This window comes from Erythrobacter sp. SN021 (genome assembly GCF_021864455.1).
Map to the genome: position 1 here is coordinate 363911 of NZ_JAKKUW010000003.1, position 15017 is coordinate 378927.

A 15017-nucleotide genomic window follows, 5' to 3' on the forward strand; every position below is an offset into this window, starting at 1 on the left:
GGGTAATCAGGCAATAGCCGCGTAGAAGTCGCGCGGCAGGCCGCCTGCCAAACGCGCTGAGTCGTTGAACGGCCCTTTCAGCTCTCCGGAAAAGTGGATTTGGACCAATTTCTGCCACGATTCCCGTGGGTTTTCGCCGCGCGTCGCGCAAACAGCGTGAAAATGCTTGGAGCCCGCAGCGACGTGGCGAATTTCATCGTCAAGGATTCTCTGGAGAATTTTCGCCCCGTTTTCATCGCCTTGCGCCCTTACCCTTTCGAGTGTCGCAGGCGTGACGTCGAGGCCACGCGCCTCGAGAACCATGGGAACGATTGCGAGCCGCGCAGCGACATCGTGCGCGGTATCCCGCGCCGCGCTCCACAGCCCATCGTGCGCAGGCAACGCTCCATAGTTGCTGCCGAGCGAATCGAGTTTGCGGGCGATCAGCGCGAAATGCATCGCTTCGTCGGCCGCCACTGCGAGGAAGTCCGACACGAAGGTCTCGCCCATCGATTCGCCGAAGCGGCCCGCCATATCGAGCGCAAGGTCGATGGCGACGAATTCGATATGCGCCAGCGCGTGCCAGAGCGCGATGCGGTTGCGCCGCGACCCCATCTTTCCACGCCTGGGCATGCGGCCCGGAGGCAGGAGCTCGAGCGCGGTCGGCCACGCAGGGCGATCGGGCATGGCGACATCGAACACGAAATCCAGCCGCCCAAGCCGCCAGTCGCGCGCCACCTGCCGCGCCGCGAACACCTTGGCGGTCGCCTCGCCGGTGAGCAGCACATCGCGGATCGCGGTCGCGACTGAGCGACGCGCGGACTTCATGCCGAACGGGCGGCTTCGAGCACTTCTTCGGCGTGGCCCTTGACCTTCACCTTGGGCCAGGTCCGCAGAATCTTGCCATCTTCGCCGAGGAGATAGGTCGTGCGGACCATGCCCATGAAGGTCTTTCCGTACATCTTCTTCTCGGCCCAGACGCCAAGTTCGTCCGACAGCCCGCCTTCCTCCGCATCGGTGGCGAGATCGACCGTGAGATCGTGCTTGGCGATGAAGTTCTGATGCTTCCTGGCCGAGTCCTTGCTGACGCCGAGGAGAGCGACGCCCGCCTTGTCGAATTCGGGCTTGAGCACGGTAAAATCCTTCGCTTCGGTCGTGCAGCCGGGCGTGTTGTCCTTGGGATAGAAGAAGATCACCGCCTTCTTTCCCGCAAGATCGGCCTTGGTCACCGTGCCGCCATCAGGGGTTTCCATCGAAAAATCGGGGAAGGCATCGCCTTCGCCATAGCTCTTGGTCATTCGTCCAACTCCAGGGTTTCGCCGTAGATATCCTGCCAGGCCGCCGCAACTTCAGCGCGGGCGGCACCCAACCGTTCGATCAGGCACGCATAATCCTCGCACCCGCTTTGCCGCGCCAGCAGCGAGGCTGCCGCCGGATCGGGGCGATCGAGATCGGGGGCCAGCAGCCGGGTACCGACCAGCAGCCGCGTCATCAAGTCGTGCGCCCCGGCGATCGTATCGGAAAAGCGGCCTGCCTTGACGAGGGTGTCGATCGCCAGACCGAGATCGGGTGTTACGGCCTCGCGATCGCGCAGTTGAAGGAAATGTACGAGAAACTCGATATCGACCAATCCCCCGCGCAACAATTTGGCGTCGAGCGGACCTTTGGCCGGTTTGTGATCGGCCATTTCGCGACGCATCTTTATCAGGTCGGCACGGAGCCTTTCCGGATCGCGTTCGCGCGACAGGATCGACGCCACGACCTGATCGATATTCTCGCGCGCCGTTTCGCTGGCGGCGAGCACGCGCGCCCGAGTGAGCGCCATATGCTCCCAGGTCCAGGCATCTTCGCGCTGGTAACGGGCGAAACTCTCGACGCTGACCGCCAGCGGTCCCTGATTGCCCTGCGGCCGCAGCCTGGTGTCGACCTCGTAAAGCGCCCCCTGAGCGGTCGGCACGCTCAGCGCGGCCGTGACCCGCTGGGCGAGCCGGTTGAAGTAGAGCGTGGCGCCCAACGGGCGTGGGCCATTGGATTCTCGCTCATGCGTGCCGGTGAATAGATAGATGATGTCGAGATCGGAGGCGTGGGTGAGCACGCCGCCCCCCAGCCGCCCGAGGCCCAGGATCGCCAGTTCGCTGCCCGCGATCCGCCCGTGCTTGGATGCGAATTCCTCCTCGGCCGCATCGAGCGCGACCCGCAGCGCGGCCTCGGCGGTGCGCGAAAGGCCCGCTGCGATCGCCAGCGGATCGTGAGCCGCCTCGATAAGCTGGACGCCAAGCGCAAACCGCATTTCGCCGGTCACCACCCGCAGCCGGTCGAGCCGCATCTCGTAATCGTCGCCGCGCTCGCGTCGGCCCATGCGCGCCGCCAGCTCGTCGACACTTCCCGGAAGGTCGAGCGCGGTACGATCGATCAGCGCATCGAGCAGATCGGCCCGCCGCGACAGTTCCTCGGCCAGCGGCGGGGCGAGTGTCAGACAATCGGCGATCAGGGCGAACAGGCCAGGCCGCGCCTCGAGCAGGCGAAAAAGGTTGATGGCGCTGGGCAGGCGCGAGATCAGGCTTTCCCAGCGCACAAGGGCAGCATCGGGATCGGGGGAAGTAGCGATCGACGAGAGCAGATCGGGCCTGATCGCCTCGAAAGCCCCGAGCGCCGCGCTGCTGCGCAGTGCCTGGTATTTTCCATCGGTCCAGCCCGCCACCCGCTCGGCGATATCCGCGGGCACTTGCGGCGCATGCTCCTCTTCGGCCACGACATGCGGTGCGCTCGCGGGCACCGATATCCTGTCCTCATCAAGCAGCGCATCGAAGCGCTCGGCCACCGGGCGGGCAAGGTCCCGCACATATTCGACCAGAGCCGCGCCATCGGCAAGCCCGTGAAGCCGCGCGGCAGTGTCCAGTGCTTCACCCGAGGGCAGCGAATGGGTCTGCTGGTCGCCGATCATCTGTAACCGGTGTTCGATCGTCCGCAGCCCGTCATAGCTTTCGCCGAGCGCCCGCGCATCGTCTTGCGAGATACGCCCCGTTGCCGCCAGTGCATCGAGAGTCTGACGCGTACCCCGCACCCGCAACGCCGGATCGCGCCCGCCATGAATCAATTGATGCGTTTGCGCGAAGAATTCGATTTCGCGAATACCGCCCCGGCCCAGCTTGAGGTTATAACCGGGCTGGGGCACGGGCGGGCCACTTTGTTTGTCGCGGATGCGGTGGGTCAATCGCCGGATTTCGTCGATGGCGCCGAAATCCAGGCTGCGCCGCCAGACGAAGGGGCGGATATGGTCGAGAAAGGCCTCGCCCGCCGCTATGTCTCCCGCGCAGGCGCGCGCGCGAATGAAAGCCGCGCGTTCCCATGCCAGCGCCGAACTTTCGTAATGTGTGATCGCCGCATCGAGCGGGATCGCCAGCGGAGAGACTTCCGATGCGGGCCGCAGCCGCAGATCGACGCGAAAGACATAGCCTTCGGCCGTCACTTCCGACAACAATCGCACGATCTCCCGCGCATAGCGCTGCGCCGCCTCGCCCGGTTCGTCGCGTTCGCGCCGTGCAAGCGTTTCCGGCTCGTAAAGCAGGATCGGATCGATGTCCGACGAGTAGTTCAATTCGCCCGCGCCATGCTTGCCCAGGGCCAGGCCGATCAAGCCGGCAGGCTCCGCATCCGGCACGCGCCGAAGAATAGCCGCCCCGATGGCATCATGCAGCGCACGGTCGGCAAAGAACGATAGTTCGCGCATGACCTTGTACAGATCGAAAGCGCCCGCCAGATCGCCCACCGCCAGCACCAGCGCCAGGCCGAGCCTTTCGCGGCGCAGGGCCGTCGGAATATCGGCGGCCTCCACCTGCTTGGCGGCAAGCAAGGCTTGTTCCCCCTCGCCAGCGGCCACCAACTCCGCCAGATCCGGCCGTCGATCCAGCGCACGCGCGAGAAAGGGGGCGTTTTCGCGGGCGCGGGCGAGCGCTGAGGTCCAGTCGGCTGACATCGATCACGTCCCTGCCGCTGCACGAGCGCGCGTGCAAGCTTGCCCTTGCCCCTTGCCGCCGACTAGAAGCGCCCGCAGAGGAATAGGACGCCAGAGAGGATCCCCCATGAAACGCCTTGCATTTGCCGCCTGTTCGGCACTGCTGCTCACCGCCTGCCAGGATCTCGGCCAAGTCGACAATGGCACCGACGCGCTCGACCTGCCCGACGTCGCCGATGGAACGATCTCCGAAGAGACGATGAAACGCGTGACCGAACGGCTTTCATCCGATGAGTTCGAGGGCCGTGCGCCCGGCACCGCGGGCGAGGAAAAGACCGTCGCCTATCTGATCGAGGAATTCGAGAAGGCCGGCCTTACACCCGGCAACAACGGCAGCTGGGTCCAGGACGTGCCCCTGGTCGAGATTACCGGCAGGGATTATGCCCCGCTGACCATCTCCGGTGGTGGCGAGGATAGCGACATGCAACTCGCCTACAGCACCGACTGGGTCGGCGTGACCTATCGCGAGGATGCCGAGACCGCTCTCGAGAACAGCGAACTGGTCTTCGTCGGCTACGGCGTCAACGCGCCCGAGAAGGGCTGGAACGACTATGACGGCGTGGACATGGCGGGCAAGACCGCGGTCATCCTGGTCAACGATCCCGATTACGGGACGGAGACGCTCGAAGGTCCCTTCAACGGCAAGGCGATGACCTATTACGGCCGCTGGACCTATAAGTATGAGGAAGCCGCCCGCCAGGGCGCGGCGGGCGCCATCATCATCCACGATACCGAACCGGCCAGTTATGGCTGGAACGTCGTCGAAAGTAGCTGGTCCGGCCCGCAGGCCTATGCCTCGCGCGGCGACAATCCGCCGCCGATGACGCAGGTCAATGGCTGGGTACAGAAGGAGAAGGCGCGCGAAATCCTGGCGGCCGCAGGCCAGGATCTCGACGAGCTGATGGCCGCCGCGCGTGAAAAGGACTTCGCAGCCGTCCCGCTGGGCCTCACCGCGTCGACCAGCTTCTCGAACGATATCCGCACCTTCGCTTCGCAAAATGTGATCGGCATCCTGCCGGGAAGCGAGCGCGCGGACGAATACGTCATGCATACGGCGCATTGGGACCATCTCGGACGCTGCACGCCCGCTCCCGATGGCGACGATATCTGCAACGGCGCGGTCGACAATGCGACCGGGACCGCAGCACTGGTCGCGCTGGCCGAAGCCCATGCCAAGGCGGGGCCGGCCAAACGCAGCCTCGTCTTTCTCGCCGTAACCGCAGAGGAATCGGGCCTGCTGGGTGCGGATTACTACGCCGCGAACCCGGTTTTCCCGCTCAACCGGACGGTAGGCGGCATCAATATGGACGCCTTCCTGATGGCCGGTACGGCCAAGGATGTGACCGTGGTCGGGCCGGGCAAGTCGCAGCTCGACCTGTTCCTCGACAAGGCGCTGATGAACGACGACCGCGTGACGACGCCCAATCCCAATCCCGAAGCCGGCTATTATTACCGTTCGGATCACTTCTCCTTCGCCAAGCGCGGTGTACCGATGCTCTATCTCGATGGCGGCGAGGACCTCGTCGAAGGCGGCGCGGAAGCGGGCGCCGCGGTGGCGGCCGACTATCGCGAAAACCGCTATCACGGACCCAAGGACGAATACGATCCGAACTGGGATTGGTCGGGTGTGATGAGCGATCTTGCGCTGTTCTATCGCATTGGCCGCATGCTGGCGGATTCGACCAGCTGGCCGAACTGGAACGAGGGCGACGAGTTCAAGGGTACGCGCGACGAGGACTGCGCCACCGAGGGCGCTGGCTGCGCACCTGCTTGATTCGCAAGCCGGAGAGCCGATCCATGCCCTTCAAGATGCCGCCCGAATGGGCGCCGCAGGACTGGTTGTGGATCGGCTTTCCGCATGACGAGGACGAATGGCCGGGCGTGCTCGGCCGCGCGCAGGAGCAGATTGCGGCTTTCGCCAACGCCGTGGCCGAAAGTGGGCAGCAGGTCCGCCTGCTGGTACGCGATGCGGCCAACGAGGCCCGCGCACGCCAGCTTGTGACCGGCAGCGTGAAGCTGGAGCGCCGCGCCTATGGCGATGTCTGGCTGCGCGATACCGGGCCACTGGTGCTGTGCGACGGCGAGGGCAATCGCGCCGCGCGCCGTTTCGGCTTCAACGGCTGGGGCGGCAAATATCTGATGGAAGGCGACCAGATGATCGGCGCCAAACTCGCCGGGGATGCGGACCTGCCGCTAACGGTGGCCGACTGGATACTTGAGGGCGGAGCGATCGACGGCGACGGCACAGGCCTCGTCGTCACGACCGAGCAATGCCTGCTCAACCCCAACCGGAACCCGCAGCTTTCGCGCGAGGAGATCGAAGGGCGCCTGACACGCGATCTCGGCTTTACCCGGGTGCTCTGGCTCGGCGATGGCCTGATCAACGACCATACAGACGGCCATGTCGACAATCTCGGCCGCTTCGTCGCCGCAAACACGCTGTGCCTGCCGCGCGCGACTGGCAGCGACGATCCCAACGCGGCGATTTATGCCGATGCCAGGCACCGCGCCGAGGATGCGGGCCTGACGGTGAAGGATATCCCTTCGCCCGGCCTGATCACCAGCGGCGATCACATCGAACCCGCCAGCTACGCCAATTTCGCGATCACCAGCCATCTCGTCGTGGTCCCGACCTTCGGCAGCCCGTATGACGAGGAAGGGGTAGCGGCCATCGCCGAACTCTTCCCCGATCGCGCGACCATCGGCCTGCCGGGCGATGCGGTCTTGGCAGGCGGCGGCGGCTTCCACTGCGCCAGCCAGCAAATGCCGTCCGCCCGATGGCGCCCTTAACGATTCATTAGGGCTTGCAGCCGACAATGCGTGCATGGCCAAGGCTACCGCTCTCACTCGCGCTCACGTTGCTCCGCACCCGGTGGCAGACATCGCGCGAACGCTAATCGTTTGCGGCTGTGGCCTCGCACTGGCTCTTGCCGGACCGGTGCTGCCGTTCTGAGCGGTTAGCCGAAAGCCTTCCAGAGCGCTGCGATCGCAGCTCCGCCCAACACCGCACCCACGCAGATGCGCCAGGTCCGGTCCTCTATGCGTCCGGAAGCCTTGTTGCCGAGCCAATTGCCGAGCAAAATCGCCGGAAACAGCAGGATGGCCAGGACAGCAAGCGTCCAGTCGAGCACGCCCATGGCCGCGCCGCTCACCAATCCCGTGCTCGATGCACAGGTGAAGATCAGCAGCATCGATGCCTTGGCGGTTTCACGCGGAATATCGCGGCCCACATAATAGGGGACGACCGGCGGGCCGGGCATTCCCGCATATCCGGTCATCAATCCGCTCAACACGCCGACCCCGCCGGTCGTCGCGAGGTGATGATCCAAGGCGCCACGGCGCGGGAGCAGAACGGCCGCGAAGGCCGAGAGCGCGATAAAGGCGATCACCACGCGCGCAAGAGCGGGCGCGGTGATGCTGAGGATATACAGCCCGACCGGAGTCGACACCGCGACCAGCGCAATAATGATCCACGCCGACTTTTCCGCGCTGCGCAGCAAGCGCCGGATTTCCGACATGCCGATGAACACCGACAGGAAATTCGTCAGCAATACGGCTTCCATCGGTGACAGCGCCAGGGCGAGGATCGGCACCAGCAGGATGGCCATGCCGAAGCCGGTCAGCCCGCGCACGAAGGCCGACACGAAAGCCGCCACCAGCGCGGCGACGATGGCCGGCCCGCCATACCCTGCGAGAAGGTCCACGCGGTGGCCCTAGCCTTCGCGCAAATCGGGCGGGGTCGCGCCATCCTTGAGCATGACGATCGCCTCGTCGAGGCTCATGACGCGCTGCTCCTTCTCGCCCAGAGTTCGCACCGCAACCGTGCCCTCCTCTGCCTCGCGTTTGCCCACCACCAACAGGTGCGGAACCTTGGCAAGACTGTGTTCGCGCACCTTGTAGTTGATCTTCTCGTTGCGCAGATCGCTTTCCACGCGGATTCCGGCGGCTTGCAGCTTCGCGACCGCTTCCCTGGCATAGTCGTCGGCGTCCGAAACGATCGTCGCGACCACCGCCTGCACCGGGGCGAGCCACACGGGAAGGCGGCCGGCAAAGTGTTCGATCAGGATGCCGATGAAACGCTCGTAGGACCCGAAAATCGCACGGTGCAGCATGACCGGGCGATGCTTCTCGCCATCCTCGCCGACATAGCTCGCATCGAGCCGTTCGGGCAGCACGCGATCACCCTGGATCGTGCCGACCTGCCAGGTGCGGCCGATGGCATCGGTGAGGTGCCATTCGAGCTTGGGCGCGTAGAAGGCGCCTTCGCCGGGCAGTTCCTCCCAGCCGTAGGTCTCATTGTCCATGCCCGCTTCGGCCACCGCATCGCGCAATTCCTGTTCGGCGCGGTCCCAATCCGCGTCCGACCCAAGCCGCTTCTCGGGACGCAGCGCCAGCTTGATTTCGTATTTGAAGCCGAAGTCCGAATAGACCTCGTCCGCCAATTTGCAGAAGGCGCGAACTTCCTCGACCACCTGGCTCTCGGTGCAGAAGATATGCGCATCGTCCTGGGTGAACTGGCGCACGCGCATCAACCCGTGCAGCGCGCCATGCGGCTCGTTCCGGTGGCAGCAGCCCATTTCGCCCAGCCTAATCGGCAGGTCGCGGTAAGAGGTGATGCCCTGCTTGAAAACCAGCACATGCGCCGGGCAATTCATCGGCTTGATCGCCATCCAGTCGGCATCGCCGGCGACCTGCGGATTGGCTCCCTTACCGCCATTATCGTCGCCCAGCCCTTCGACCTCGGGGACGATATCGGGCACGGCAAACATGTTCTCGGCATATTTGCCCCAGTGGCCCGACTGCTCCCACTGGCGCACATCCATCAGTTGCGGCGTCTTGATCTCGCGGTAGCCCCCGCCATCCATCTTGCGGCGCATATACGCCTCCAGCTCGCGCCAGATGCGATAGCCCTTGGGGTGCCAAAACACGCTGCCATGCGCCTCTTCCTGCAAATGGAACAGGTCCATCTCGCGGCCCAGCTTGCGATGGTCGCGCTTGGCGGCCTCTTCCAAGCGCGTCAGGTGAGCGTTGAGCTGCTTCTTGTTGAGCCAGCCCGTGCCGTAGATGCGCGTGAGCTGCGCGTTCTTCTGGTCGCCGCGCCAATAGGCCCCGGCCACGCGCATCAGCTTGAAGGCCTGCGGGTCGAGCTTGCCGGTCGAGGCGAGGTGCGGGCCGCGGCACATGTCGAGCCAGTCCTCGCCCGACCAGTAAACCGTCAGCTCCTCGTCCTCGGGCAGTTCCCTGGCCCATTCGGCCTTGAAGGTCTCGCCTTCGGCTTCCCACTTGTCGATCAGTTGCTGGCGGCTCCACACTTCGCGCCTGAGCGGCTTGTCGGCCTTGATGATCTCGCGCATCTTTTCCTCGATCGCGGGCAGATCGTCCATGCTGAACGGTTCGCGCGTATCGGGCGCCTTTACATCGTAATAGAAGCCATCGTCCGTTGCCGGGCCGAACGTGATCTGCGTGCCCGGCCACAGCGCCTGCACGGCTTCGGCGAGCACATGGGCAAAATCGTGGCGTGCGAGTTCGAGCGCGTCCTCCTCGTCGCGGCTTGTGATCAGCGCCAGTTCCGCATCGCCTTCGAAAGGCCTGTTGATGTCGCGCAGCTCGCCATCGACGCGCGCGGCGATGGCGGCCTTGGCGAGACCGGGACCGATCGCGGCAGCGACATCGGCAGGCGTGCTGCCACGTTCCATTTCGCGCACCGAACCGTCGGGCAGGCTGATCTTGAGCAGTTCCGTCATGTCACTCGTCGTCCGTTTGCTTGGCGGGCGCCATGGCACAGGCGCGCTTAGCCTTGAAGCGGCGTTTGCGAAGATTTTGCGATTTCGGGGGGAAACGCCAACCGCCCGAAACCGGGCGGCGGTGGATCGCTTATGCCGCGACCGACCGCCCCCGGTGGCCCGGGGTGGTAGTAGTCGTGGCTATGATCCGCATATGCGCCATGGGGTGCGAGATAGCGGGCGCCGGTCGGTTTCTCAACCCACCTCGAGCGTGCGGCTTCCCGCGAGCGTGGTGATACGCTTGGTCGATACGACACCGGCGCCCTTTTCGCGCACGCTCGAAAGGAAACGGTATTCGCTCGACGCGCTGCCGGGCGTGAGTTCGACTGCCATGTAGCCGCGATGCGATCCGTCCATCCATTTGAGTTGACGGTTGTGGGCGACGATCGCCCGCTCGACATCGCGCGGATCGAGATGGGTGAGATAGGTTTCGAATCCGGGCGAAGTGACCGAGTGGCCGCCGAATTCGACGCCGACCTTTTCGCCGCCATGGTCGAGATCGAAAGCCCAGGCATTATGCGTGTCGCCTGCCAGGCTGACCAGGTTCGCATTGGCCGCCAGAGCCGCCTCGAACACGCGCCCGCGCGCAGCGGGGTAGCCATCCCATGCGTCCATATTGAGCGGCAGTTCGGCGCGGCTTGCCATAGCGCCCGCGAGAATACGCTGGCGGACGAAATCGGGGAGGTCTGCGGGAAGGTTGTCGGTCAGGCTGGTCGCGCTGGCGAGCCGCCCCATCAGAACCTGCTGGACGAGCACCTGCCACGGCTTGCCCGCCGACGCGGACCGCTTGAGACCGTCGGCCAGCCAGCCCTGTTGCCGCATGCCGAGGAGTTCACGGTCGGCACCGCGATAGTCTCCGTCGCGGAAGGCGACGAGCGCGGCCATCGCGTCTTCGGGCGAGGTTTTTCCCGCAAGGATCTTGCCGATCGAGAATTGTTCGGCACGCGCGGTCAGGCGGGTTTCGAGCCGGAAGAGAGTGGCGAGATCGCCGACCTCGTAGGCCGCCCAGGGTTCGTCCGACACCGGCATCCATTCGCGATAGGCCCTGGCGGCGGCAGCCTTGCGAACAGACCATTCGCCTTCGGTATCGGGCTGGTGGTTCTGCGCGCCCCCTTCCCAGGAATCATTGCTGCTCTCGTGGTCGTCCCAGCCCGAAATCATCGGATACAGTTGATGCAATCTCCGCAGATCGGCATCCGCACGATACGTCGCATAGCGCAGGCGGTAGTCGGAGAGAGCGACGGTTTCGCCCGCCGGAAACAGAATGCGGCCCGGTTGGGCTTCCGCGTTCGAAGGATAGGTGCCGGGGCCGTATTCGTAGAAATAATCGCCCAGATGCAGGGCGCAATCGAACCCGCCATCGGCCGCGGCATGAGCATAGGCGTTGAACCAGCCGAAGCCGATGTTGGAGCAGGAGAACACCGCCATGCGAAACGTGTCGGTTTTCCCGACGGGCAGCGTTCTGGTCCGCCCGATATCGGAATGCGATCCGTCGGGCGCGATAAAGCGATAATAATACCAGCGGCCCGGTTCAAGCCCCTCGGCCCAGGCCTTGCAGCACCAGTCATTGTCCGCGCTGGCGGTAACCGAACCGCCCGACGCCGCAGTGGCAAAATCTATCGAATCGCTGACCTGGAAGTCGAGCCGCGTGTCTTGCGTAGCGGCGTAGCGCGTCCACAGCAGGACGCGGCCCGGCCCGGGCTCGCCACTGGCAATGCCGTGCGTGAATCCCGATGCGCCGGAGTTCAACCCAGCCGATAGCGGTGCGCCCACCAGCCCTGCGCCAAGCATGCCCCCCTTCAGCAAGCTGCGGCGATCAAGCGCGGGGATACCGGCGGCGGCAGGCGGTTCGGTAGCGATCATGGGCGTCTCCTCTCTCTCCCGCCTGCCTGCTCCCGATGACGCTACAGAGACAAGGGAAATCGAGCACACGGAAAACGATATCGACATTTTGGAAAGTATGCTTGACAAATCCTAGAAGAACATGTAAATGTTCCTTGACACCAAGGAAAGGATCATTGCCATGACCAGGACCGAGCAAGCTCTCATCTGGGCCGCCGGGATCATCGCCTTCGCGGTGTTCGGCGCATTCGGGCTCGTGCCGCAGGATGTCGCCAGATACGGCGTAATCGCCCTGCCTGCCCTCGCCGCCGTCTCGATCTTCACGCAGCGCCCCTGCGCGCCCTGCGGAAAGATACGAGCATGAGCGGAGGTGAACCGATCGCCTCGACCCGTTCGCAAGGGTTCTGGGTCGGCATCTATCTGGCCAGCGTGGGAGTGATCGGCGCCCTCAAGCTGACCGACGCCATCGACGGGCCGACAGGCTTCATCCTGCTGGCCATTGCCACAGGCGCGCTCATGATCCCGATGCGGCGCGCCGGTGCCTGCACCAGCGCGGCCATGGCGACCTACAACCGGCGGGTCTTACTAAGCAGCTTCGGCTACGTGCTCGGCCTCGGCATCGCGGTGACGCTATGGAACGGTTACGAGCTGTCGAGACCGCTCGTCTTCGCGATTTCGCTGCTGCCGACCCTCCCGACCTTCGGGATCATCTGGGCGATGGCCCGCTATATCGCGGAGGAACGCGACGAGTACTTGCGCCATCGCACGATCATGGCGGCACTCGTCGCCCTAGGCTTCGTGCTTGCCATCGGCATCTTCTGGGGGTTCCTCGAGATGTTCGAACTGGTGCCGCACATCTGGGCTTGGTGGGTCCTGCCCGTCTGGGCGCTGGGTCTCGGCATGGCGCAGCTCTGGCAGAAGGTGCGCGGGTCATGAAAAACCGCCTCAAGGTCCTGCGCGCCGAGCGCGACTGGAGCCAGCAGGACCTCGCCACGCGGCTCGACGTCTCGCGCCAGAGCGTCAACGCGATCGAGACCGGGCGCTACGACCCGTCCCTCCCGCTTGCCTTTCGCATCGCCGACGTATTCGGCCTGGCCATCGAAGAAATCTTCCTGCGCGAAGAAAAACCCACCGCCGATTGACACCGCCCCTTCGATCCACGACCAGAGCGACACAGGGATCGAAGGGTTTTTCTATCATGCATGGGGCGCAGGACATGGAGGGCACGAATAGCGCCTTCGTTTTCGAGGGGAATTGGCGCGATTTCGCGAAGATCGCCTTCCCCAACTTGCTGCTAACGATCGTCACTCTGGGCATCTACCGGTTTTGGGCGACCGCGCGCGAGCGCCGCTATCTGTGGTCGCGCACACGGTTCGTCGACGAGCATCTCGAATGGGCGGGCACGGGAATGGAGCTGTTTCTCGGCTTCCTCATGGTCTTCGTGCTGTTCGGTATCCCCTATGTCTTCCTCACCTTCATTGCTCAGGCGCTGGTCGCCCGCGGCTATGAAGCGCTGGGCGTCGGCCTGACTTTCGTGGCGCTGACGGCAATCTTCTACCTCTTGGGCGTCGCGCGGTTTCGGGGCCTGCGTTACCGCCTTTCGCGCACGCGCTGGCGCGGCATTCGCGGCGGGAGCGACGATGGCGGATTTCTTTTCGGCCTGTCCTACATGTGGAAGACGATGGTCGGCTGGATCCCGCTCGGCCTGCTCATCCCCTGGTCGATGACCAGCCTGTGGAACGAGCGCTGGAACAAAATGAGCTTCGGCCCCTTTCGCTTCGAATCGAATGCCGAGGCCGGAGGAGTCTTCGTCCGTTTCCTGCTGTTCTACCTCGCGCCCTTCGTGCTGTTCGTGGGCGGGATGATCATGGCCGGAATGGGCATGCTGGCGGGTTATGGTATCGGCGGCGAAGACGGGATGAGGGTCGGCGGCGTGGTCGGCATTCTCGGCCTGCTCCTCTTCTTTTATCTCGGGCTCGGCCTGATCGCCGTGGCCTTCTACGCCAAGTTCTATCGCGAGGTCGTGGGCGCGACGCGCTGGCGCGATCTCCAATTCAGCTTCGAAGCCTCGACGCTCGACTGGGTCAAGCTGCTGGTGATCGATGCCGTGCTGGTGGTGTTCACGTTCGGGATCGGCCTGATCTTCCTGTCCTACCGCCACTGGAAGTTCTTCATGACGCATCTCGAAGCGGGCGGTGAAATCCTGCTCGACGAACTCACCCAATCGGAGACCAGGACCGCCAGGCATGGCGAGGGCCTGCTCGATGCCTTCGACATGGGCGCGATCTGACCCGATGGGAGAGGCGTTCCTGGTTGCCGCCGAATGGTACGATGGGATCAATGCGGTGCGCCATTCGGGCGAGCTGACTTGGGATGGACGCGGCGCCTTCACGCTCGATGGCCCCACGGATCGCCAGAGCTTCGCGGCGACTGATCTGCGCTTTGGCGAAACGCGCCCCGGCAAGATCGTCTACCGGCGCGACAGCGTACCCGACTTCCGGCTGATCCTGCCCGAAGACATTCCCCCCGGTCTGGCCGCGCGGCTCCCCGCGAAGAGCGAATACGGCGCCTGGGTCGACCGGCTGGGACTGGGCAAGGCCGTAGCGATCTTCGGTGTCGTCAGCGCGGCTGCGGTGGCGCTTTTCATGACGGCACCCGACTGGCTCGGCCCGCGCATCCCGGCAAGCTGGGAACGCAATATCGGGGAGGCCATGGTCGGCGATTTCGGCGGGCGTATCTGCCACACGCCCGAAGGCGACGCCGCGCTCGCCAAGCTGCTCGCGAAAGTGGACCCGGCAGAAGAAAAAGTCCGCGCGGGCATCGCGAATATGGGAATGGTCAATGCCGTTGCGCTCCCCGGCCGCCAGGTGCTGCTGTTCGACGGGCTGGTCCAGCAGGCCGAAAGTCCCGAGGAACTGGCGGGCGTACTCGCCCACGAGGTCGGGCATGTGCGCGAACGGCATGTGATGACCGCGCTGCTCAGACAGTTCGGTCTGTCGATCTTGCTGGCCGGGGCGGACTCGAGCGTTACCAACGGCGTATTCGGGCTCGCCTCGATGGGCTATTCGCGCGACGCCGAACGCGAAGCCGACGATTACGCCCGCGCGCGCATGGCGGAGAGCAACATCTCACCGCTGGGCGCGGCAGGTTTCTTCGAGAGAATGTCGGAGGAGTATGGCGACAGCGCCGACGCACCGGCCCTCGCGGGCTGGCTTGCAAGCCATCCCTCCTCGGGCGAGCGCGCCGAAGCCTATCGCGACGCGGCGGATGGTGATGCGCGCTATACGCCCGTCCTGGCTCCCGAGGAGTTCGCCGCCCTGAAATCCATGTGTGAAGAGGATCCGGACGTGGAGACGTTCGACCTCTTCTAGGCCTTGCATTCGCGAGGCCGGGGGGCG

General features: G+C 64.7%; 13 protein-coding genes. 7 read left to right on the forward strand and 6 right to left on the reverse strand.

Translation table 11 applies throughout. The features are described 5' to 3' along the window. Positions 1 to 6 precede the first annotated feature (6 nt). The 3 genes from L5849_RS09260 to L5849_RS09270 are packed head-to-tail and all read right to left on the reverse strand — an operon-like array spanning position 7 to position 3955. Positions 7 to 807 carry a ferritin-like domain-containing protein gene (locus L5849_RS09260; RefSeq protein ID WP_236925346.1) on the reverse strand — a complete coding sequence of 267 codons (801 nt, stop codon included), beginning with the start codon at positions 805 to 807 and terminating at the stop codon, positions 7 to 9. Further along, positions 804 to 1277 (reverse strand): peroxiredoxin, encoded by a 474-nt coding sequence (locus tag L5849_RS09265; RefSeq protein ID WP_236925347.1) that lies wholly within the window; start codon positions 1275 to 1277, stop codon positions 804 to 806. Before L5849_RS09265 ends, L5849_RS09260 begins: the two co-directional genes overlap by 4 nt. Then, entirely contained in the window at positions 1274 to 3955 is a 2682-nt protein-coding gene (locus L5849_RS09270; RefSeq protein WP_236925348.1) for a bifunctional [glutamine synthetase] adenylyltransferase/[glutamine synthetase]-adenylyl-L-tyrosine phosphorylase, read from the reverse strand. Before L5849_RS09270 ends, L5849_RS09265 begins: the two co-directional genes overlap by 4 nt. Positions 3956 to 4061: 106 nt before the next feature. On the opposite strand from L5849_RS09270, the gene L5849_RS09275 reads away from it, so the two are divergent. Both L5849_RS09275 and L5849_RS09280 read left to right on the forward strand, forming a co-directional pair. Continuing rightward, complete coding sequence (locus L5849_RS09275; protein WP_236925349.1) at positions 4062 to 5768, forward strand: M28 family metallopeptidase; 1707 nt, start codon at positions 4062 to 4064, stop codon at positions 5766 to 5768. A gap of 23 nt (positions 5769 to 5791) precedes the next feature. Then, on the forward strand, positions 5792 to 6784 hold the full coding sequence (locus L5849_RS09280; RefSeq protein WP_236925350.1) for an agmatine deiminase family protein: 993 nt from the start codon (positions 5792 to 5794) through the stop codon (positions 6782 to 6784). Between the two features lie 167 nt (positions 6785 to 6951). Here L5849_RS09280 and L5849_RS09285 read toward each other — a convergent pair whose 3' ends face one another. From L5849_RS09285 to L5849_RS09295, 3 genes are all read right to left on the reverse strand, one after another. Continuing rightward, on the reverse strand, positions 6952 to 7698 hold the full coding sequence (locus L5849_RS09285; RefSeq protein WP_236925351.1) for a sulfite exporter TauE/SafE family protein: 747 nt from the start codon (positions 7696 to 7698) through the stop codon (positions 6952 to 6954). A 9-nt stretch (positions 7699 to 7707) separates the two neighbouring features. Beyond that, positions 7708 to 9738, reverse strand: a complete 2031-nt coding sequence (gene thrS / locus L5849_RS09290) for a threonine--tRNA ligase (RefSeq protein ID WP_236925352.1) — start codon at positions 9736 to 9738, stop codon at positions 7708 to 7710. Between the two features lie 234 nt (positions 9739 to 9972). Then, complete coding sequence (locus L5849_RS09295; RefSeq protein WP_236925353.1) at positions 9973 to 11640, reverse strand: alkaline phosphatase; 1668 nt, start codon at positions 11638 to 11640, stop codon at positions 9973 to 9975. A 160-nt stretch (positions 11641 to 11800) separates the two neighbouring features. On the opposite strand from L5849_RS09295, the gene L5849_RS09300 reads away from it, so the two are divergent. Genes L5849_RS09300 through L5849_RS09320 form a run of 5 tightly spaced genes read left to right on the forward strand, consistent with a single transcriptional unit; the run spans position 11801 to position 14990 of the window. Beyond that, positions 11801 to 11983, forward strand: a complete 183-nt coding sequence (locus L5849_RS09300) for a hypothetical protein (RefSeq protein ID WP_162814813.1) — start codon at positions 11801 to 11803, stop codon at positions 11981 to 11983. Then, positions 11980 to 12555 (forward strand): hypothetical protein, encoded by a 576-nt coding sequence (locus L5849_RS09305; protein ID WP_115415430.1) that lies wholly within the window; start codon positions 11980 to 11982, stop codon positions 12553 to 12555. Before L5849_RS09300 ends, L5849_RS09305 begins: the two co-directional genes overlap by 4 nt. Then, positions 12552 to 12761: a helix-turn-helix transcriptional regulator gene (locus L5849_RS09310; protein ID WP_115415431.1), complete on the forward strand. Its 210-nt coding sequence runs from the start codon at positions 12552 to 12554 to the stop codon at positions 12759 to 12761. The genes L5849_RS09305 and L5849_RS09310 overlap by 4 nt, the downstream gene beginning before the upstream one ends. A 56-nt stretch (positions 12762 to 12817) precedes the next feature. Beyond that, positions 12818 to 13909 carry a YjgN family protein gene (locus tag L5849_RS09315; protein WP_236925354.1) on the forward strand — a complete coding sequence of 364 codons (1092 nt, stop codon included), beginning with the start codon at positions 12818 to 12820 and terminating at the stop codon, positions 13907 to 13909. Continuing rightward, positions 13884 to 14990: a M48 family metallopeptidase gene (locus L5849_RS09320; protein WP_236925355.1), complete on the forward strand. Its 1107-nt coding sequence runs from the start codon at positions 13884 to 13886 to the stop codon at positions 14988 to 14990. The genes L5849_RS09315 and L5849_RS09320 overlap by 26 nt, the downstream gene beginning before the upstream one ends. The last annotated feature ends 27 nt before the right edge of the window (positions 14991 to 15017 follow it).